The organism is Curtobacterium flaccumfaciens UCD-AKU, from assembly GCF_000349565.1.
In the GTDB taxonomy this organism is placed as follows: domain Bacteria; phylum Actinomycetota; class Actinomycetes; order Actinomycetales; family Microbacteriaceae; genus Curtobacterium; species Curtobacterium poinsettiae.
Genome location: NZ_KB714610.1, coordinates 1 through 18,566 on the forward strand (window position 1 = coordinate 1; position 18,566 = coordinate 18,566).

22 protein-coding genes and 2 pseudogenes are annotated in these 18,566 nt (G+C 67.6%); 12 read left to right on the top strand and 12 right to left on the bottom strand.

The window, feature by feature from the left end; genetic code table 11:
- The first annotated feature begins 268 nt into the window (after positions 1 to 268).
- Complete coding sequence (locus H489_RS38730; RefSeq protein WP_267237845.1) at positions 269 to 391, top strand: hypothetical protein; 123 nt, start codon at positions 269 to 271, stop codon at positions 389 to 391.
- 93 nt (positions 392 to 484) lie between these two features.
- On the opposite strand, the gene H489_RS25325 is transcribed toward H489_RS38730, so the two are convergent.
- Genes H489_RS25325 through H489_RS25335 form a run of 4 tightly spaced genes read right to left on the bottom strand, consistent with a single transcriptional unit; the run spans position 485 to position 3,979 of the window.
- Complete coding sequence (locus H489_RS25325; protein ID WP_017886506.1) at positions 485 to 1,117, bottom strand: response regulator transcription factor; 633 nt, start codon at positions 1,115 to 1,117, stop codon at positions 485 to 487.
- Positions 1,114 to 2,316, bottom strand: coding sequence for a sensor histidine kinase (locus H489_RS0118625; RefSeq protein WP_167578295.1), 1,203 nt, complete (start codon positions 2,314 to 2,316; stop codon positions 1,114 to 1,116). The genes H489_RS25325 and H489_RS0118625 overlap by 4 nt, the downstream gene beginning before the upstream one ends.
- Positions 2,317 to 2,345: 29 nt before the next feature.
- Positions 2,346 to 3,143 (bottom strand): ABC transporter permease, encoded by a 798-nt coding sequence (locus tag H489_RS25330; RefSeq protein WP_017886508.1) that lies wholly within the window; start codon positions 3,141 to 3,143, stop codon positions 2,346 to 2,348.
- Positions 3,140 to 3,979, bottom strand: a complete 840-nt coding sequence (locus H489_RS25335) for an ABC transporter ATP-binding protein (RefSeq protein ID WP_031259398.1) — start codon at positions 3,977 to 3,979, stop codon at positions 3,140 to 3,142. Before H489_RS25335 ends, H489_RS25330 begins: the two co-directional genes overlap by 4 nt.
- Before the next feature lie 175 nt (positions 3,980 to 4,154).
- On the opposite strand from H489_RS25335, the gene H489_RS25340 reads away from it, so the two are divergent.
- From H489_RS25340 to H489_RS25350, 3 genes are all read left to right on the top strand, one after another.
- Complete coding sequence (locus tag H489_RS25340; protein ID WP_152427204.1) at positions 4,155 to 4,706, top strand: hypothetical protein; 552 nt, start codon at positions 4,155 to 4,157, stop codon at positions 4,704 to 4,706.
- A 61-nt stretch (positions 4,707 to 4,767) separates the two neighbouring features.
- The gene (locus tag H489_RS25345) at positions 4,768 to 5,184 is read left to right on the top strand and encodes a hypothetical protein (protein ID WP_152427205.1); all 417 of its coding nucleotides are present in this window, start codon (positions 4,768 to 4,770) and stop codon (positions 5,182 to 5,184) included.
- A 36-nt stretch (positions 5,185 to 5,220) separates the two neighbouring features.
- Positions 5,221 to 5,700 carry a hypothetical protein gene (locus H489_RS25350; RefSeq protein ID WP_017886512.1) on the top strand — a complete coding sequence of 160 codons (480 nt, stop codon included), beginning with the start codon at positions 5,221 to 5,223 and terminating at the stop codon, positions 5,698 to 5,700.
- A 76-nt stretch (positions 5,701 to 5,776) separates the two neighbouring features.
- On the opposite strand, the gene H489_RS25355 is transcribed toward H489_RS25350, so the two are convergent.
- Complete coding sequence (locus H489_RS25355; protein ID WP_017886513.1) at positions 5,777 to 6,349, bottom strand: hypothetical protein; 573 nt, start codon at positions 6,347 to 6,349, stop codon at positions 5,777 to 5,779.
- Positions 6,350 to 6,487: 138 nt separating this feature from the next.
- Between H489_RS25355 and H489_RS25360 the strand changes: the two genes are divergently transcribed.
- From H489_RS25360 to H489_RS25375, 5 genes are all read left to right on the top strand, one after another.
- A complete protein-coding gene (locus tag H489_RS25360) occupies positions 6,488 to 7,420 on the top strand; it encodes an NADP-dependent oxidoreductase (protein ID WP_017886514.1) in 933 nt (310 codons plus the stop codon).
- A 156-nt stretch (positions 7,421 to 7,576) separates the two neighbouring features.
- Complete coding sequence (locus tag H489_RS25365; RefSeq protein ID WP_031259399.1) at positions 7,577 to 8,290, top strand: hypothetical protein; 714 nt, start codon at positions 7,577 to 7,579, stop codon at positions 8,288 to 8,290.
- Complete coding sequence (locus H489_RS25370) at positions 8,287 to 8,853, top strand: SdpA family antimicrobial peptide system protein (protein WP_017886516.1); 567 nt, start codon at positions 8,287 to 8,289, stop codon at positions 8,851 to 8,853. The genes H489_RS25365 and H489_RS25370 overlap by 4 nt, the downstream gene beginning before the upstream one ends.
- Positions 8,853 to 9,833, top strand: coding sequence for a sporulation-delaying protein SdpB family protein (locus H489_RS0118630; protein WP_017886517.1), 981 nt, complete (start codon positions 8,853 to 8,855; stop codon positions 9,831 to 9,833). The genes H489_RS25370 and H489_RS0118630 overlap by 1 nt, the downstream gene beginning before the upstream one ends.
- On the top strand, positions 9,820 to 10,311 hold the full coding sequence (locus H489_RS25375; protein ID WP_017886518.1) for a hypothetical protein: 492 nt from the start codon (positions 9,820 to 9,822) through the stop codon (positions 10,309 to 10,311). The genes H489_RS0118630 and H489_RS25375 overlap by 14 nt, the downstream gene beginning before the upstream one ends.
- Positions 10,312 to 10,884: 573 nt before the next feature.
- Here the strand turns inward: H489_RS25375 and H489_RS25380 are convergent.
- Positions 10,885 to 11,904 (bottom strand): hypothetical protein, encoded by a 1,020-nt coding sequence (locus tag H489_RS25380; RefSeq protein WP_152427206.1) that lies wholly within the window; start codon positions 11,902 to 11,904, stop codon positions 10,885 to 10,887.
- 71 nt (positions 11,905 to 11,975) lie between these two features.
- Between H489_RS25380 and H489_RS25385 the strand changes: the two genes are divergently transcribed.
- On the top strand, positions 11,976 to 12,884 hold the full coding sequence (locus H489_RS25385) for a hypothetical protein (protein ID WP_017886520.1): 909 nt from the start codon (positions 11,976 to 11,978) through the stop codon (positions 12,882 to 12,884).
- Positions 12,885 to 12,908: 24 nt separating this feature from the next.
- On the opposite strand, the gene H489_RS25390 is transcribed toward H489_RS25385, so the two are convergent.
- The 6 genes and pseudogenes from H489_RS25390 to H489_RS25405 form a co-directional block, all read right to left on the bottom strand.
- On the bottom strand, positions 12,909 to 13,304 hold the full coding sequence (locus H489_RS25390) for an NUDIX domain-containing protein (RefSeq protein ID WP_017886521.1): 396 nt from the start codon (positions 13,302 to 13,304) through the stop codon (positions 12,909 to 12,911).
- A 9-nt stretch (positions 13,305 to 13,313) separates the two neighbouring features.
- On the bottom strand, positions 13,314 to 13,733 hold the full coding sequence (gene vsr / locus H489_RS37290; RefSeq protein WP_081612234.1) for a DNA mismatch endonuclease Vsr: 420 nt from the start codon (positions 13,731 to 13,733) through the stop codon (positions 13,314 to 13,316).
- A gap of 133 nt (positions 13,734 to 13,866) precedes the next feature.
- Entirely contained in the window at positions 13,867 to 14,655 is a 789-nt protein-coding gene (locus H489_RS38475) for a PTS transporter subunit EIIC (RefSeq protein ID WP_051067367.1), read from the bottom strand.
- On the bottom strand, positions 14,652 to 14,828 hold the full coding sequence (locus H489_RS38480; protein ID WP_200860513.1) for a hypothetical protein: 177 nt from the start codon (positions 14,826 to 14,828) through the stop codon (positions 14,652 to 14,654). The genes H489_RS38475 and H489_RS38480 overlap by 4 nt, the downstream gene beginning before the upstream one ends.
- A 488-nt stretch (positions 14,829 to 15,316) precedes the next feature.
- A pseudogene (locus H489_RS38810) lies at positions 15,317 to 15,394 on the bottom strand (hypothetical protein); the annotation flags it as partial.
- A gap of 44 nt (positions 15,395 to 15,438) precedes the next feature.
- Positions 15,439 to 16,113 (bottom strand): annotated as a pseudogene (locus H489_RS25405) (N-acetylmuramic acid 6-phosphate etherase); the annotation flags it as partial.
- A gap of 250 nt (positions 16,114 to 16,363) precedes the next feature.
- On the opposite strand from H489_RS25405, the gene H489_RS38120 reads away from it, so the two are divergent.
- Both H489_RS38120 and H489_RS25415 read left to right on the top strand, forming a co-directional pair.
- Positions 16,364 to 16,642: a hypothetical protein gene (locus H489_RS38120; RefSeq protein ID WP_167578294.1), complete on the top strand. Its 279-nt coding sequence runs from the start codon at positions 16,364 to 16,366 to the stop codon at positions 16,640 to 16,642.
- Positions 16,639 to 18,516, top strand: a complete 1,878-nt coding sequence (locus H489_RS25415; RefSeq protein ID WP_017886526.1) for an alpha/beta hydrolase — start codon at positions 16,639 to 16,641, stop codon at positions 18,514 to 18,516. The genes H489_RS38120 and H489_RS25415 overlap by 4 nt, the downstream gene beginning before the upstream one ends.
- Positions 18,517 to 18,566: the final 50 nt, after the last annotated feature.

Consider the following 18,566-nt stretch of genomic DNA (forward strand, 5'->3'; position numbering starts at 1 on the left):
GACGCCGCCGGACTTAACGTAGTAACACCAGGGAACCCCTGACCATTCATGGTCAGGGGTTTTCTGCGTTTACGGGGCTGTTCTGAGCGATCCGACGGCGGTGGTCATGCCAGCGGTGCGCACCGGCACGCTGTGTGCGTCGTTGCGCCGTGGTCAGGTCCACTGCGCGGGACCCGGTCTCTTGTCTGCCCGGAGACGGTTCTGGTTCAGGATCGTCGGGAATCGCGAACCGGAACCGTCACACGCGCTGCAGGGAAAGATCCCCGTCGTGCACGGAGTCGTAGGGTCGGAGCGGGGGGACTGCGAAGAACCGGGGACGTCGAGCATGAGCGCACCGATCTGGCTGATCGCGATCGGCGGGGTGTCCGTCGTCCTCGGCGGACTGGTGTAGGTCGGGCTCTGGCGATAGTGGATGCGCTGGAGCACGACGTCGATGCCCTTCGGGTGCGCTGCGGTGACCAGCGGCGCCTGACTGCGGAGTTGATCAGGGGAGGAGCTGGAGCTCCATCGCGCGGATCACCGCACGGGTGCGGTCGCTCACGCCGAGCTTCTCGAACACGTGGCCGAGGTGGGTCTTCACCGTGGCCTCACTGAGGAACAGTGCGCGCCCGATCGCCGGGTTGCTGTTGCCCTGGGCGACGAGGCGCAGGACGTCGAGCTCGCGCGGGGTCAGCGACGGGCCGGCAGCAGCGGGGAGGGATCCCGTTGCTCGGCGGACGAGCGCTGCGGCCGCCGAGGGTGCGAGCGCCGTCTCTCCCCGTGCGGTCGCCCGGACGCCGGCGAGGATCTCGGACTCCGGGGCGGCCTTCAGCAGGTAGCCGGTGGCGCCGGCCTCGATGGCGGCGAGGATCTGGTCGTCGGACTCATACGTCGTCAGGATCAGGACGCGGATGCCTGGGTCGGCGGCGAGGATCTCCGCCGTCGCCGCATCGCCGTCGAGCACCGGCATCCGGAGGTCCATGAGCACGACGTCGGGGCGTTCGGCCAGCGCCACCGTCACCGCGGCGCGGCCGTCGCTGGCCTGACCGACGACCGCGATGTCGTCGGCGTCCTGCAACAGCGCGACGATGCCCGACCGGACGATCGGATGGTCGTCAGCGACCACGACACGGATCACCGGGTCACCTCTGCGAGGACGTGGCGTTCGACGGCCGGGAGGCTCGGCTCGGGTCCGGTGGGCAGGCTCGCGTCGACGACGGTGCCGCCGCCCGGTGTGCTCGTGATCGTGCAGGTACCGCCGGAGAGCGCCAGCCGCTCGTGGAGGCCCCGGAGACCGTGCCCGGCAGTCGGCACGCCGGTGTCGAACCCGACGCCGTCGTCGACCACGCGGACGCCGACGTGTTCGGGCGCGTGCCGCAGGACGATCCGGACGGAACGGGCGTCGGCGTGCGCGCGGATGTTCGCGAGGGACTCCTGGACGACCCGGAGCAGCACGACCTGGGCGTCACGGTCGAGCGGGCCGTCGGTCGCGTCGACGGCAACGGGCGTGCCGGTCTCACGGGTGTACCGCTCGGCGAGCCGGTGCAGTGCCCCGGCGAGGCTGCCGCTCGTGGCACCGGCGACCCCGGCGGCGATGAGGGCACGGGAGTCCTCGAGCGCCGCTCGTGCCGACTCCTCGAGGACCGCCAGCCGTTCGTCGAGCGCGGCTCCTCGGTCGTTCGCCACGTCCTTGCGGGCGCGTTCGGTGAGCATGACGATGCCGGCGAGGTTCTGCGCGACGGTGTCGTGGATCTCGCGGGCCAGGCGCTCCCGTTCGCTCGCGACTCCCGCGCTCCGGTGGGCATCGGCGAGGGACTGCTGGGTGGCGCGGAGTTCGTCGAGGAGCTGGCGGCGCTCCTCGGACAGGCCGGCGACGCTCGAGATCCACACGCCCATCGCGCAGGCACCGATGACGCTGATGCCCTCGATGAGCAGGGTGCTGACGAGGGCGTCCGGGCCGTCGGAGACCTGCAGGCCGATTCCGCTCGCGACGCCGACCGCGACCGAGAGCAGGACGCCGGTGCGGACCCGCTCGGACTGCACCCAGACGAGCGGGAACGCGATGCACTGCACGAACGCGGTGCTCGGCACCACGGCGGGCAACACCAGGGCCGCGACGAGGACCAGCGGGAGGAAGGCCGCGGCGGCACGGGGGCTGTCGTAGCCGCGGTGGCCGAACACGACGTAGGCGACGACGAGCACCACGACCGCGGTGTACGCCGGCCAGCGGGTCGACCACGGGGACCAGCCGAACGCGGTGATCACCGCGGTGAGGGCCATCGTGCCCGCGAAGAAGACGTGCAACCACCGGTTGCGCATCCACGTCTCACCGCTCATGTGCCCAGCATCCCACCAGCGGGGCGCCATCAGGCGTCCTTGCGGTTCCAACGGAACGTCAACAGGCAGGCCACCGTGCCCAGGACCAGCCACGCTACCAACACGAGGGCTCCGAGGCCGAGGTGCCACGCGCCTCCCGGCTCACCCGACTCGAACGCACCGGGCAGGAAGACGGACCGCATGCCGGACGCCATCCAGCGCAGGGGGAAGACGGACGCGACGTCCTGCAACCAGGTGGGGAGCTGCGTGAAGGGCAGGTAGACGCCGGAGATGAACTGCAGCACCAGCACGATCGGGACGATGGTGGCGGTGGCGCGGCGCCCCTCGCGGGGGAGCGCCGAGACCGCGATGCCCAGGACACAGCTGGTGGCGATCCCGAGGACCATCACCCCCGCGAAGACACCCCACCGGCCCGCGTCGGTCGGCAGGTCGACGCCGAACACCAGGCTCGCGATCGCCAGCAGCAGTGCGGTCTGCACGAGCGTGGTGACGAGGACCATGCCGATCTTGCCGACGAAGTACGACAGGACGGGCAGCGGTGTGCCGCCGAGTCGCTTCAACGTGCCGTCGCTGCGCTCGCTGGCGATGTCGACGCCGAGGGACTGCGTGCCGGAGAGCAGGATGCCCGTCGCGACCAGGCCGGGCAGGTAGTAGGTGGCGTAGTCGGCGCTGACGCCGGGGCCGGCCTGGATGTCGGCGGCGCCGGAGAACGCGACCGAGAACAGCGCCAACATGATGATCGGGAACAGGAACGTGAAGAAGACCGAGTCGGGAGCGCGGAAGTAGGTGCGGATCTCGTACGAGATGCGGCTGGTTGCTGTCTTCACTGCTGTCCCACCATGTCGAGGTAGACGTCCTCGAGGGACGGACGGATGACTTCGAGGTCGTGCATGGGTGCGGTGCTGCTGCGGATGAGCGCCGTCGGGTCGGTCGTGCGCTCGTCGTGGTGTCCGCCGCCGTCGTCGCGCCAGCGGACCCGGGGCGTGCGGGCCTCGGCCCCCCCGATCTCGTCGATGGGTGCGAGGTCGAGGAGCTTCCCGTCGGCGATGACCGCGGCCCGGTCGGCGAGCTGGGCGGCTTCGTCGAGGTAGTGCGTGGTGAGCAGGATCGTCGTGCCCTCGTGCTGCACCTGCCGCAGGAGGTCCCAGAACTGCCGGCGAGCCTCGGGATCGAAGCCTGTGGTCGGTTCGTCGAGGAACAGGACCTCGGGGCGGCCGATGATGCCGAGGGCGACGTCGACGCGGCGGCGCTGGCCTCCGGACAGCCGGCTGATCCGGGTGTTGCGCTGCGTCTCGAGTCCCGTCGCGGTGAGGAGCTCCTCGATGCTGCGGTGCTTCGGGTAGAGCGTCGCGAAGTGGTTCAGCTGCTCGGCGACGGTGACGTTCGGGGACTCCGCGCTGGTCTGCAGGACGATGCCGATACGTGCGTTGTGGCTGCGGCTCGTCCGTGCGGGATCGTGGCCGAGGACGCGGACGTCGCCGGCGGTGCGGGAGCGGTACCCCTCGAGGATCTCGACCGTCGTGGACTTGCCGGCACCGTTCGGGCCGAGGAGCGCGAAGGTCTCGCCGCGTTCGATCGTGAAGGAGACGTCGTCCACGGCGCGTTTACCGGTGGCGTACTGCTTGCCGAGGTGCAGGACCTCGATGACGGGGGACTCGGGCATGGGTCCAGCTTCGTCGTCGGGTCGCCGTGGCGGATCGGCCGGTGCGGTGGTGTCGGCATCGTCCGATCGGGGGATGGTGCAGGCCGGGAGGCGCGGTGCGGGTCGGTCGTGCACAGAACGCTGCACGGGTCGTTGCGTCCGGCAACTCGTCTGATATGTTGCTGGCGGGGATGTGGTGCAGGCCGCGACGGGGGAGATGATGGGCGATCTGACAGTGTCGTGGAGCCCGCTCGACGCCCCTCCGCATGCTCCGATCCGCAAGCTGCTCGCCGTGCTGGTAGCCCTGCTGTCCGCCACGATCGTGCTCGCTGGATGCGCGGGCGGAGCGAAGAGCATGACCCCGGAAGAAACGCAGAAAGATGCCCTGGCGCTGCTCGACCACACCACGACGTCCACTGACCTCGATTGGTCGTCGCCCGGGGACCCAGTCAGCAAGAAGTGTTCCGAGGGTGTGCGTTACCAGTACATGGTGCATGCCCCGGTCACCTCGGAGCAGACCGAACTCGCTGACTCCCTGGCCGAGTTCTGGCGTTCCAAGGGACTCCAGGTCGAACGGAGCCAGCAGGAGTTCGGGGCGAAGTACGGGACCGTGTACGCAGCCACGGCGAAGGCAGACAACAAGGCGGGCGCAGCCTTCGAGATCACGAACGGGAACGCACTCGTCTCCGTCAACTCCCGGTGCGTTGCTGGCTCTCCGGACGATGAACAACAGCCGTGGCGAAGGTGACCCTGCCGTGATGGCGAAGCAACGCATCGGGCTCGTCGTGTTGACGGCGAGTCTGCTGACCGTGGGCATCACGGCCTGTGCAGGAGGGAACCAATCGATGCACACCCCCGAGGACGCGAAGGCCGAAGCCTTGCAACTGCTCCGCAAGACCGAGAAGGCCGTGGACGTGCCGTGGCCCGACACCCCGGAACCGACCGTCGAGCAGTGCGATGACGGCGTCCGCTTCGCCTACTTCCTCCCGGTGTCGGTCGACAACGACGCAAAGGCAACCGCGAAGTCACTCCGGCAGTTCTGGGAGTCGGAAGGCCTTCGAGTATCGCCGTCCGAGACAGACTTCGGTGCGAGGGGCATGCTCTACTCGGCGACTGCCGACCGGGACGGTGCGGCAGGAGCGGCGTACCAGATCAGTTCGACGTCGGTCGCGGTGCAAGTGACCTCTCCGTGCGCAACGGGGTCGGTGCACGATGACGACGAGTGACGGCGTCGAGGCGGGGCGGCTCCGATGACGAGGCGAGTGGACAAGCCGACGACCGCTGCCGCTCTGGCCAGCACGATCATCCTCGCGCTGTCGGGGTGCGGGATGGCAGGGCCGGGCAAGACCATGACCATCGACGAAGCGCGCTCGCAGGCCGTGACCGAACTCCGGTCGGTCCTGGACCTCGCTCCCGACACATGGCCACAGGAAGTCCCGAGGCCGGTCGCGAACGACTGTGAGGTCGACGGGCAGAAGGCGGTGCAGTTCAGCTACTACGTCGAGGTGGACAGGCCGGACGACCCGCAGGTGCTCATCGAACAGGCCGGTGAACACTGGAGAGAGCAAGGGTACGAGCTCGCAACGACGCAGACCGAGATGGATGCAGCGACGGGCGACGTGTCGGCCGTGGTCGCGCGCGCCGACGGCAAGCCTCGTGCGTCGATCGCAGCCACGAAGATCCGCGCGCACGTCAATGTGGACTCGCGCTGCGTGCTCGGGGACCCGGACGACTACCGGTGACGGCCCTGATGACGAATGAGTTCTGACGGTTCTGGTTCGTGATCGTCGGGGATCGCGAACCGGAACCGTCACGACTTCAGTACTGCGGGCGGATCCAGTCCGTCGGTTCCGCGAAGTGGGCGCGGGGAAGGACCTCGTCCGGCTCGGCGGTCCGGACGCTCGTGATGATCGTGGCCTCGCCGTACTCGTACGAACGGCGGGCGAGGCCGTCGTGCTCGTCGATCACCAGCGTCGTGCGGGTCGCTGGGTCCCCGCGGTGCTCGAAGGTCACGAGGATCGAATGCTCGCCGATGTGCTGGACCAGGATCGGGTGGAAGCTCTCGAGGCCTCGTCCCCACCGGAGCATCAGATCGGGCACGGCCATCCGGACGACGGGATCGGAGACCATGCTCCGGGCGAACGAGATCTCGTCCGGACCGTCATCGGGGTCGTGCAGCACGCCCTCGCGGTAGGAGACCGGCTTGGCTCGCTGGCGGACGAGCGTCCAGGTCTGCGCGGCCTCGTCGATGTCGACGCGGAACTGCCAGTACTTCTGACGGGACTCTTGGTGGATGCCCTCGAGGACGTACCGGGCGGGTCGGCGGAGGGCCGCGAGCTCCTCGGCGATCGCGGGACCGTCGGACCGGGTGAGGAGTTCGTCGAGACGCACGGTGCCAGCATGGCGCACCACGTGCCGTGGACCGCACCCCTGACGGGCGGGAGGCGCGGGGCGGGGTGGTGCCGGGCCTCCAGGCCGTGGGGTGGTCGCGTCAGGTTGCGTCAAGCAACGTGCGCGTAGACCGGGAGGATGCAGGTCGTCGGAGTCGAACAGTTCGGAGGGCCCGAGGCCCTCGCCGTCCACGAGGTGCCGGAGCCGCACGCCGGTGCGGGGTCCGTGCGGATCCGGGTGCAGGCGTTCGCCGTGAACCCGACCGACACGGGGGTGCGCGCCGGGCAGCGGGACAGCTCGCAGGCCTCGCCGCCGTACGTGCCGGGGATGGACGCCGCCGGCGTCATCGACGAGGTCGGGCCCGACGTCACCGGATGGCAGGTCGGCGACGAGGTCATGGCGATGGCGCTGCCGCTCAGCGCCCACGGTGGCGCCTACGTGCAGGAGCTCGTCGCGCCGGTGGGGTCGTTCACGCGGATTCCTCGCGGGACGTCTCTCCCGCTCGCCTCCACAGTCCCGATGAACGGGCTGACGGCGTTGCAGATCCTGTCTCACGCCTCGCTCGCGCCGGGGCAGACGCTCGCCGTGACCGGTGCCGCTGGGCTGCTCGGGAACTACGTGGTGCAGCTGGCGAAGGCCGCCGGGCTGACGGTGATCGCGGATGCTGCTCCGGCCGACGAAGCACTCGTCCGGTCGCTCGGGCCGGACCACGTGGTGCCGCGCGGTGTTTCCTTCGCTTCCGCTGTCCGGGAGCTCGTGCCAGACGGGGTCGATGCGCTCGCCGATGCTGCCGTGCAGCGCGACGAGGTCGTGGATGCCCTTCGCGACGGGGGAGTCTTCTTCGACGTGCGGGGGTGGCAGGGCAACGGGGCGCGGGGGATCGAGTTCGTGCAGATCATGGTGTTCTCGGAGTACCGGTCGTTCGACAAGCTCGAGCAGCTGCGGCACGCGGTGGAGAGTGGGACGTTGACGCCGCGGGTCGCCGAGGTCCTGCCGGCTGCGCGGGCTGTGGAGGCGCATGAGCGGTTGGAGGCTGGGGGGACGCGGGGGCGGTTCGTGCTGACGTGGTGAGTTGACGTCAGTGTGATGGACGGGAGGCGCGGTGCCGGGTGGTGCCGCGCCTTCCGTCGTTCGGCGGCAACTCTCTCGAATGCCGTTGCATGAGGTATCAAATATCAGTAGGTTACTCTCGTGCACAGCACAGTGGCTGTGTCGGGAGGGACAAACTTGAACATCCAGAAGCTCCGCCGTCCGCGGGTTGCCGTGCTCGGATTCGTGACTGCCATCCTGCTGCTCGCGGCATCGCTCGTCGGTTCGCCAGCCGCGGCGACGGCCGTCGAACCGGTGGCGGCTGCGAGCAGCACGTCGGGCCTCTCAGAACAGGATGTGCTGCTCGTCGACGGGGCGCTGTTCGGTGTCGGCCCCGTTGCGAAGCAGCTCGGCACGAGCATCGAACCAGTCTTCTCCGGCGATGACTTGGAGCGAGTCACGGCCTACGCGCGTGAATCCCGTGAAGGACTCGTCGCATCGAACCCCGATGCGGTCGAGCGCGCTGTGGCCAACATTCGGTCGGGATCGGTGAACTCCGTTGCGAAGGGCTTCGAACAGCTCGGCGGAGCCTTCAACTCTTACATCAGCGAGACGTACACCGAGGAAGAGTTGAACGCAGCCAAGGAGGAGTACAGCTCGACGCCGGCCGTACCGATGTGTGGAGCAGTCGCCGCCTGTGTCGCAGCAGTTGCCTTCGCCGTCTACGCAGCAGCTGCCGTCCACAATGCTGCGGTCATCACAGCGGCCGCTGCTGTCCTCGTGTCCGTGTACGCGTGGTGCGGAGCCTGGACCGGTTGCGGGCGCAGCGGCCAAGCAACCGGGAATGACCGGGTGAAGCAGGAGAAGTTCCTGGCGAACGCAACCCGCGTCGGCCAGACGCTGCCCGCGTGAGCCTGAAGCTCGCCGAGACGACCGTGGTCACGGTGGCGGCTCTTGCCGTGGCCACGGTCGCCTTCGCATCACTCCCGATCAGTACCCACGCGTCGGGATTCGTTGCTGACGGTCTGCGTGCTGTCAGCGAGGTCACGCCGCAAGGATGGGGCTTCTTCACCCGTGACCCGCGCTCTCCGATCACGCAAGCCCGCGTCCGCACCGCGGAGGGAGAGTGGAAGACCGTGACTCGGGGTCCGAACGCGACCCTGCGGAACGCGTTCGGGTTCAACCGGTCGTCGCGACTCGACGAGTACGACGTGTCCCAGGTCACCGGGGCGCACGACATCGATGAACTCTGGTCGGACTGCACCGGAAACTCGATCGCTGAGTGCGCCCAGCGTGCTGTGTCAGAGCGCGGTGTTCAGGAGTGGACGGCCGAAGGCTACGACCTCCGGCTTTGCGGGGAGGTCCTCTTGCTCGCTGTGGATCCGGTGCCGATCGACTTCGCTGGCCTGCAGTACGACGCCTCGACGAAGGCCATCCGCGCGACGGTCCGATGCGATGCTCTGGAGGACCAGTGATGACCTCTGCCGCCATACTGCAACGTCACAACGGTGTCGGAGAGGGCGGGCGAGGGTCCTTCGCGCGGTACGTGTCGGCCGTCAGCCCGCTCACGCCGGTACTCGGGCTCGTGCGATCAGCGATCGCAGCAGCCGCCTTGCTCACGCTCGTGTTCACCCCGACCGATCAGCTCTTCTTCCGGAGCTCGACGTTCCCGACCGGTGCGAACTGCGGGAACAGCACGTCGTGGATGTCCTTGTTCTGCATCGGGTCCTCCAGCGGGCATCTCGAACTGACGAAGTGGGTCGCGGTTTCCGTACTCGCCATCGTCGTCACCGGACTGTTGCCGGCGATCACTGCCCTTCCACACTGGTGGGTGACGTGGAGCCTCATGACTTCGAGTACGGCCGTCGACGGCGGCGAACACCTCGCCTCGAACCTGACACTCATCCTCGTTCCGCTCGTACTGCTCGACCGCCGTCGCTGGCACTGGGCGCCTGACAGGCGGTACGTGGGCCGTTCTTCGTGGGTCGCCGTGATCGGGTACACCGCCCTCGGGCTCTGGACTCTCCAGATGATGGGCGTGTACTTCCAGGCCAGCGTGGCCAAGTTCTCCGTCCTCGAGTGGTCGGACGGGACGGCGCTCTGGTACTGGATGCAGAACCCGGTCTTCGCCCCGGCCGGAGCCGTCGGAGACCTTGTCCGGAGCGCGCTCCAGTGGTTACCACTCACCGTCATCGCGACCTACGGCACGCTCGCGCTGCAGCTCGCTCTGGTCGGCGCTGTCTTCATGCCGCGCAGGCCTCGGCATGTGCTCCTGGGCCTCGCTGTCGCGTTCCACCTGGCGATCGCGATGCTGATGGGCCTGTGGAGCTTCTCGATCATCATGATCGCGGCAGACCTGCTGTTGCTTCTCCGCCCCCACGAATCCGAGAGCGTCGCTCGTGCCCTTCACATGGGCTCACGAAACGAACGGCAGGTGAACCATGTCAGCGCCTGACGGGTCCTTCCGAAGCCCGGCGGATCGCGGAGCGGCACTCGGGGCACTCTTCATCCTGGTCCCCATCGCGGTGATCGGAGTTGCCGGCGCTGCAGCGAAGGGCTTCGATGGACCGTCTCTTGTCGTTCTCGTTCTGGTCTTCGGCGGGCTGGTCTGGGCGATGTCGGTCGCTGCGCGGGCGGCTGCCTTCATCGAATACTCACCAGAGCAGGTCACCGTCGGGTTGGCGCCGTTCTGGAGGACGCGGCTGCCTCGACGTGAGATCGCAGACGTCGCGATAGTGCATATCGACACCTACGGCGACTACGGAGGCTGGGGTATCAAGGGCTCCGCCCGAAGCTCGAAGGGGCGCCTGTACTCGGTCGGCGGCGAAACCGCCTTGCGGGTGCTGATGCGGGATCAGCGGACGTTCGTGGTCGCATTCAAGGACCCGGCGACAGCGGAACGAGCGAGGGAAGCACTGCACGGCCGATGCTGATCGCGCTGAGCGGGATGGGTGTGCCGGTGAAAGACGCGCTGCCGCCCAGCCGTCAGCGGCTGCGCGTTGTTCCGCTCCGCCCGCCGACCCACAGACGGTCCCGTGCGCGGGTCATCTCGACGTAGAGATCCTGGCGCTCACGACATCGCCACTCCTGTTCGATCTCCGATGGGTCGACCGGACCAGCGTCCAGGGGTCGCGGAGCGACATACGACAGGAGTAACTGCTTGACCTCGAGGCCCTTCGCGGACTTGATGGACACAACTCGCACCGCATCCGACGTCCCTCCCCTCTGGTGCTGCAGGGAGACGGGCGGAACGCCCACGGCGCAAAGGCGTCAATGAGGCCCTCAGCCTGACGGTTCGGAGCCATATCACACCACCGTCGGGGCAGCGCGGGAGCAGGAGAGGTCAGCCACCGCATCATCCACCCCACGACGCCCTCGATGTCCATGAAGGTGTCGTCAGCGACCGTGTCCTTGCGAAGTGGGATGTTCCGGCGATGTTCCAGCGATGATCTCGGCGGTGTTCCGGTGGTCGACGTGGAGCACGTTCGGGCTGTGGATCGACGCGATCAGCCTTGTCCGAAGCGCTCCCGATGCGCCGCGAAGTATCGACGAGACTCCGGGCGCGAATGCCAGATGTCGACGACCCGCCCTCGCAGCTTCGCGCGCCAGTAGCTGAGTGCCTCCACGTCAGAGAGGTCCTTCGACTTCTTCAATCTTCCTCGGTCGTCGACCCAGATCAGTCCACGCTCGTAGAGTTCGTCGCACCCGAACTTGCAAGCAGCCATGGCGATCGCGGGGAGATCGTTCTTCTCGTCGTCGGAGCAATCTGAGCGCCGCTTGATGTGGGCTGCAACGAGGAACGAGGATGCCATGGACCTCCCGCACAGAGCACAGACGCCCGAATCGCCCGGAAGAATCCACGTTCGCAGATACCGCTGTTCTAGCCGTCGTGTCGTCGTCACCTCAGCGTCGAGTTCGTCGAATCGACGGGCAATCGATGGATAGTCGAACCCCCCGACGGGCCGGATGAGCGCTGCGGTGTCCTGGTCGAGTAGTGCGAGGACCGGAACACTCACCTCCGTACCGTAGACATTGAACTCACGGGTCCCCAGGGCGCGCACTCGCGCTGACGCCTCGGCCATGTCGGCGTAGGACAAGCGCACTTCCACCGGATCAGTGAAGCTGAACATGAGCTCCCAGGGGCGCGAGTTCCCGTCCGCGCTCCGCTTCCGAGGCCAGAGGTCGTCAGCCAGGCGTTCACTGACCCATTTGTGGGTGATGGTCGCGGCGAGGTAGGCATGGTTCCCCCCGAGGAAGAAGATCGCGTCGCCGTAACGGATTCGGTCCCACCGCGATCGCATCTGGCCTCGCTGTCCCGCCGTGGTGCCCCACATTGGTACCTGACCTGAGGGGTGGCTCCTCTCGAGCGCGCGCCGGTCGTCTGCGCCCAGGTGCGGTGCCCATCGAACGCGATCGACCGGCTTGTGCACGGTCTCGTTCAGGTTGATCCGTGCTGCTGGTCCGGCTGGCTGAAGAATCAGGTTTCCACGGTGAGTCGCGTCGAGCAGATCCGTGAGTTCTGGCATGAATACAGAATGTCCAGAAAATGTTCAGATTGCCAACTGCGCTCGCGGGCGGCCGCGAAGGTCGCTGGCCGATGACCTGGACGATCGAGGTCAGGCAGACGCTCCGACGCCGGGAGCTGCACGAGATAGTCGGTGGAGGCAGCTGGCAGAACGGCATTGCACCCGTGCGGTCGACGCCGGACATCCTCGTCTTCACCGACCCTGTCTCGGGGGCTGCCCACGGGTACGACCGCTTTGAAGGCTTGCGAGAAGACGGGACCTACGCGTACACCGGTGAAGGGCAGCGAGGCGATCAGCAATTCGTGCGCGGCAACCGGATACTCCGAGATTCCGCTGAGGACGGTCGAGTGGTTCGACTGTTCAGGACCTCAGGGCGGAACGCCACCTACGTCGGTCCGTTCACCTTGGGCGATCCCGCCTACGAAGTGCGGGAGATTCCGTCGTCAGACGGTGTGCTCCGCGCGGGCATCATCTTCAATCTGGCACCCTTGGAAGACGCGGCGCTAGAGCTCCTGCCGGCCTATGGCCGCGACGAAATCGATCCCCTTGTCGACAAATGGTCAGCGCCCTCGTTCGATGACTACACGGTCAACCTGCGGCGGACTGGTGAAGAAACGTACGCATCGCGCGTGGAATTCGAGCTTCAAGCAGCGTTTGGTCGATGGCTCACGCTTCGTGGAGACGAAGTCAAGCTCCTCGTGCTTGAAACGACCGACGGCGTCCTTCGGCCGGATCTGTACAACGAGACCACCGGGGAAGTCATCGAGGCCAAGAAGTCGGTGGCTCGGACGTACGTGCGCACGGCGATTGGGCAGGTCCTCGACTACGCCCACGTGGCACGGGTGAAGTCCCTTGATCTTGCGCCTTCGATCCTTCTTCCGGGGCGTCCCTCGAACGACATCCTCGAACTCTGCCACTCGCTCGGGATCACCGTCTGGCACCCGGACACGATCGGCTTTGTGCGACTTGAACCGTCCTGATCCTGACGATCCCTTGTCAGCCAGTCAGTCGTCGTCGGCCAGGAGCGCTACGACCGGCCTGTCAGCTAGAGCCCAGTCCCTGCGGGCGAGCTCGCTACGGGAGCACCAGGCGATTTCATCGTGGTCGGTGCTCGAGATGAACGCTGAGTCGCCGATCGGAACGCTGTAGCAGGCGAGGTCGATTGCCCCGTCGGGGGTGAGCGTTGTCCTGCGGTCGATCATGCGCCCGATCTCGAGGTTGAGACCAAGTTCTTCCAGAAGCTCCCGCGCGAGTGCTTGTTCTGGGGTCTCGCCGTGCTCGATCTTCCCTCCTGGGAACTCCCAGAGGCCCGCAGCTGATCTGCCCGCAGCCCGGCGGCAAGCCAAGTACCGCCCATCCGGGCGTCGGATCACGGCCGCTACGACTTCGACGGTGTGCACCCTCCAGTTCTACCCGATCGACCTACTTGAGACAGCTGAGCTGCGGGCAATGATCAGATTCCATCGGCCGAGTTCTTCTTCGACGACGGACGCAGCAGCTGCAGCGTCTTCGTGTTCCCAGAAACGGAGTACCCGCCAGCCCTCTGACTCGAGGGTCGCTTGGTTCCTCGCATCGCGCTGACGGTTCGCCAGCAACTTTCGGTGCCAGAGGTCGGCGTTCGCCTTCGGCAACTGGGCGTGCACCTCGCAGAAGTGCCAGAAGCACCCGTCGACGAAGACCGCGATCCGTGCACGTGGGAACACGAGGTCGGGCCGAACGCGGCACTGACTGCTCACGCGCCGATCGACGAAGAACCGTCGCCCTCGGCGGTGCAGCTCACGACGCAGGGCGAGTTCGGGCGCGGTGTCCCGTCGACCGAACCGGGCCATGTGCCGCCGACGAGCGTCGTCTGCTTCCCAGGTCTCCACGCTCTGATGCTCGCCTGACGACGATTCGGGCGGGGATCGGAGCGATGGTTTGTGAACGGATCGGCGGTGGATCGCGATGTGGAGGAACGGGCGATCAGCGCGAGGTAGCCGCGGTCGCTCGGACCGACGTGACCTGCGCGTCGAGCGGCGCCTCCGGAGCGACGGGATCGCCGGACGGGGAAGCCGGCCGCGCCTCGAGATCAGCCCGCACCGACTCCGACACCCCGAACAGCAGCGTCGCCACGAACCCCACGACGTACGCCACCACGAGCCCTGACCCGTACCCGAGCAACGCCCACCCGTACCCCGACGACCCGTTCAGCAGCGGGATCAGCGACAGGTCCGAGGCACCGATCGCGATCGCCCCGACGGAGTGCCCGAGCTGGTCGAACAACCCGACGACACCGCCACCGAACGTTCCACCGATGCACGCGGTGATGAACGGCCGACCGAGGGGGAGGGTCACGCCGTAGATCAGGGGCTCACCGACGCCGAGGAATCCAGCAGGAAGAGCACCACGGATGGTCCGCACCAGCGAGGCGTTCGAACGGAACCGCACCCACAGCGCGATGCACGCACCGATCTGCCCGGCACCACCCATCGCCAGCACAGGCAGCAGCACGGTCCACCCGGTCTGGTCGATCAGGGTGGTGTGGATCGGGATGAGCCCCTGGTGCATGCCGGTCATGACGAGCGGCAGGAACAGGCCTCCGAGCACGAAGCCGGCGAAGGCCCCACCGTTCGCGAGCAGCCAGGTCGCAGCAGTCCCGATCGCGACCGAGACGACACCGGCGACGGGCATGAGCACACCGAGCGTGATCGACCCGGCGACGAGCACGGTCACGGTCGGCACGACGATGAGCGCGATGACGTCGGGCGTCACCCGACGTATGAACCGTTCGACGTAGCGGCGAGGATGCCACCGGCCAGTGCGCCGAGCACGCCGCCCTGCCCGGGAGCCAGGGTCTCCCCGAACACGGTGACGTTCGCGACACCGGCCGCGACGATGATGCCGCCGACGGCACCACCCAGGATGGGCGTGCCGCCGAACTCCATCGCGACACGCTCTTCGACAGCACTGCCATCCCGACGAACACGGCGAGCAGCGACAAGAAGCCGGACGAGAGCACGCCGAGGAACGGCGTCACCCCGGGCACCCACCTCAGGTTCGTCAGGATGCCGTTGATCCCGGCGATGAGCCCGCAGGCGATCAGCGCGGGGATGAGCGGGATGAAGATCGCGGAGATCTTCCGGATCGCGCGCATGGTGCGGCCGTCGGAACGGGATCGCGCGGTCGCCTTGATGGACGCGCCGCGAGCAGCGAGCTCCTCCGGCGACGCACCAGACCCACCAACCGCAGCCGACGGGGCGGCCGCGCGCAGGGCCTCCAGGCCGTCGGCCACGCGGTCGACGAGACCCGGGCCGAGCACGATCTGCAGGTTCGAGCCGGCCGCGATGGCGGCCATGACGCCGTCGGTGGCCTTGAGGTCCTCGAGCGCGACGGACGAGTCGGACACGACCTCTACCCGCAGGCGGGTCATGCAGTTCTCGACGTCGGCGATGTTCGCGGAACCGCCGACGGCGTCGAGGATCTGCTGGGCGAGTTGCTGTGCATCGGGCATTGCTGTGCTCCTCGGGGGAAAGGATACGAACGGGGGAACGGGGCCTACAGCACGGCGCGCAACGAGCCGGCAGCAGCATCGAGGCGCTCACGGGCCGAAGCAGCCGAGGCGCCGGTCAGGATCACGGCGATGGCGGTCTTCACCTCGCCGTCCGAGGCGTCGAGCGCTGCCTGGACCTCGGCGGGGGGAGCGCCGGTGACGTCCTGCACGAGCGAGAACGCCCGGGCGACGAGCTTCGCGTTCGTCGCCCGTACGTCGACCATGCGGTTGCCGTACGTCTTGTGGCTGCGCACCATCGCGAGCGTGGTGAGCATGTTGAGCACGAGTTTCTGCGCGGTGCCCGCCTTCAGGCGGGTCGACCCGGCGATGAACTCGGGGCCGACGACGACGTCGATGGCGATGTCGGCCTCCCGCCCCGCGGCCGAGTCGGGGTTGCACGCGACGGAGACCGACAGGGCGGAGCGGCGCCGGGCCTCCAGGATGGCAGCGATGACGTAGGGCGTCCTGCCGGACGCGCTGATCCCGACGACCACGTCGTCGGCTGTCAGGCCGAGCGCGTCGAGGTCGCGGACGGCGGCCGCTTCGTCGTCCTCCGCGCCCTCCACCGCGGTGGTCAGGGCGGGGTCGCCGCCGGCGATCACGCCGACCACCTGGCTCGGATCAGTGCCGAAGGTGGGCGGGCACTCGCTGGCGTCGAGTACGCCGAGCCGGCCCGGCGTGCCGGCGCCGACCTAGACGTAGACGTAGACGTAGACGTAGACGAGTCTGCCGCCGCGCGCGAAGCTCCAAAGATCGAATCGACACTGACATTGCAACCGGCTCGGCGAGGAGCCGTCGAGCGTCGGAGCCGCGGCCTCAGCGACCCGCATTGAGGCCGTCGCGATCATCCAGCGGACGGACCCGACCGCTCGCAAAGGGGTGACATATCGGTCTATGCTTGGGGAGCGTTGGCGGGCGAAGGGGGCAACGTTGGGGGATTTGACGGTCGATGCGTCTGTGATGCATGCGGTTGCGACGAAGGCGAAGAATGCGGCGGCGGAGTTCGGTTCGGAGCGGGCGCTCTCCGAGGCGGATGGTGGGTGTTTCGGTTCTGATGTCGTGGCATCGGCATTCACGACGTCTGCGCGGGCACAGGACGCGATGGTCCGTTCGCTCGGTGAGGACGCGGAGACGTTGAGCCGATTTGTGCAGGACGCTGTTTCGGAGATGGAGCAGACGGACGCGGGTCTGGCGGAGGAGCTGCGATGACTGCCGATCCGACAGCGGGCGATCCGGACGGGATCCGTCGGCTTGCACGCTTGCACACGCAGCACGCCGACGCAGTCCGTGCCGGGGCTCGGCAGGTGGTGAACGCTGCTGAGGCAGCGCAGTCCGGGTGGAGCGGGAAGGCGCAGGAGCGGTTCGTCACGGTGGCGGCGACGGTGCCCGCGAGTTCGCAGCGCATCGCGGCTCGGCTCGACGAGGCTGCTTCGGCGTTGGGCACGTATGCACGCGAGGTGCAGCAGATCCAGGACGAAGCGCAGCGAGTGCAGACTGCCCAGCAGAACGCAGCCGATGACGTCGCGGCGAATGCCCGCGCGATCCGCGCGGCCACCGCGACCGCGCAGAGCGTGGACGCGGTGGAGTCGGACACAGTGAAGCTCCAACAGTTGCAGAACGGAGCGGCGAGCCTCGCCGGGCTGCAGGGGCGGTTGTCCGTGCAGTGGGAAGAGCTGGTGATGCGGCGCGATGCAGCCGATCGACGTGCTGCCTCGGCTCTGGAAGCTCCGGAGGTCGTCGGCACGCTCAAGTCTGCCGCGGCCGTGGCGAAGATGAGTGACGGGCAGTTCCTCACGTGGCTCGGCACGCTTGACAAGGAGTCGATCGCCGCGTTGCAGGACGATCCGGCGATCGCTGCACGCTTGGCGCGCATGGACGCGAAGGACGTGGCGCTGTGGTGGAACGCGATGTCCGGTCCGGCCGGTGCGCACTCCGCCGAGCAGGATGCGTTCGTCGCGGCGCTCCCGGTGGCGCTCGGGAACCTGAACGGCGTCGCGTACTGGGCGAGGGCGCGAGCGAACAAGACTGTGCTCGCGGACAAGCTCAGCGAAGCCAAGCAGAAGACGTCGTACTGGGAGAAGCAGTTGAAGAGCGCTTCGAGCCCCGCGGCGGCCGCGGCCGCCCGGACGCAACTCCAGATCTGGGAACGGCAGCGCGACGGATACCAGAACATTCAGATGACGTTGGACACGAAACCTGTCTCGCTCATCTCGCTCGTCGATGACAGGCCGCCGTTGGCGCAGATCGTCGCCGGTGACATGGACACCGCGGTGCACGTGACGTACATCGTGCCCGGCATGAACACGGCGACGTACCAGGACGGGACCGTGCAGAACTACGCAACGATTGCTGCCGGTATGCGAGCGGAACAAGCGGTACTCGGGAAGACCGCCCCCTCCAATGTGGCAGTCGTCTCCTGGATCGGGTATCACGGGCCGATGGCGGATGACCTGTCGTTCGCATCTGTCGTGGCGAACGGGCGCGCCCACACGGGCGCTGACGCCCTCGTCGCCGATTTGAACGGCTTCGACGCAGTTCGTGCAGCGTCGGGTAGAGACTCGAGCCTGTCTGTCGTCGCGCACTCGTACGGCACGAACGTGGCAACGATCGCGCTGACGAAGACCCACGCCGACCACGTCGTGCTCCTCGGGTCCGCCGGGGTCACGGACGTTGCGCCGAACGCCGACGCACTGCAGGTGCCGAAGGGTGAGGTGTTCGCAAGCCAAGGAGCGAAAGACGGGTGGGCGATCACCGGGCAGAACCTGTCGGGCCGCCAGGACCCGACGGACCCGTCCTGGGGCGCCCATGACTTCAGCGCCGAGACGCAAGGGTCCGGTGCTGACACGCTGAACGGCATCACCCATCACGGCCCCTACGACGGTCGCGAGGGCAATGATCAAGGTCGCTACTCGTACTTCGACAATGCGACGACCGCGCAGTACAACACTGCGAAGGCAACGATGGGTCTTGGCGATCAGATCCCTGAAGCTGGTGCTCCCTTCGATCGGATGCGGCAGCAGACGAAGGACAATTGGTTCATGTACGAGTGGCAGACAGGACTGACCGGTGATCCGACTCAATGACCGACGGGCCGTCGTGGGTGCGTTGTGCGCACTCGTTGCGACTCTCATCA

What these genes read in the sequence shown, in the direction of transcription:
- H489_RS25360 (WP_017886514.1), top strand. Translation starts at nt 6,488, where the DNA reads ATGCAGGTCGTCGGAGTCGAACAGTTCGGAGGGCCCGAGGCCCTCGCC.
- H489_RS25385 (WP_017886520.1), top strand. Translation starts at nt 11,976, where the DNA reads ATGACCTGGACGATCGAGGTCAGGCAGACGCTCCGACGCCGGGAGCTG.
- H489_RS0118625 (WP_167578295.1), bottom strand. Translation starts at nt 2,316, where the DNA reads ATGAGCGGTGAGACGTGGATGCGCAACCGGTGGTTGCACGTCTTCTTC.
- H489_RS25380 (WP_152427206.1), bottom strand. Translation starts at nt 11,904, where the DNA reads ATGCCAGAACTCACGGATCTGCTCGACGCGACTCACCGTGGAAACCTG.
- H489_RS0118630 (WP_017886517.1), top strand. Translation starts at nt 8,853, where the DNA reads ATGACCTCTGCCGCCATACTGCAACGTCACAACGGTGTCGGAGAGGGC.
- H489_RS25375 (WP_017886518.1), top strand. Translation starts at nt 9,820, where the DNA reads ATGTCAGCGCCTGACGGGTCCTTCCGAAGCCCGGCGGATCGCGGAGCG.
- H489_RS25415 (WP_017886526.1), top strand. Translation starts at nt 16,639, where the DNA reads ATGACTGCCGATCCGACAGCGGGCGATCCGGACGGGATCCGTCGGCTT.
- H489_RS38480 (WP_200860513.1), bottom strand. Translation starts at nt 14,828, where the DNA reads ATGGAGTTCGGCGGCACGCCCATCCTGGGTGGTGCCGTCGGCGGCATC.
- vsr (WP_081612234.1), bottom strand. Translation starts at nt 13,733, where the DNA reads ATGGCCCGGTTCGGTCGACGGGACACCGCGCCCGAACTCGCCCTGCGT.
- H489_RS25335 (WP_031259398.1), bottom strand. Translation starts at nt 3,979, where the DNA reads ATGCCCGAGTCCCCCGTCATCGAGGTCCTGCACCTCGGCAAGCAGTAC.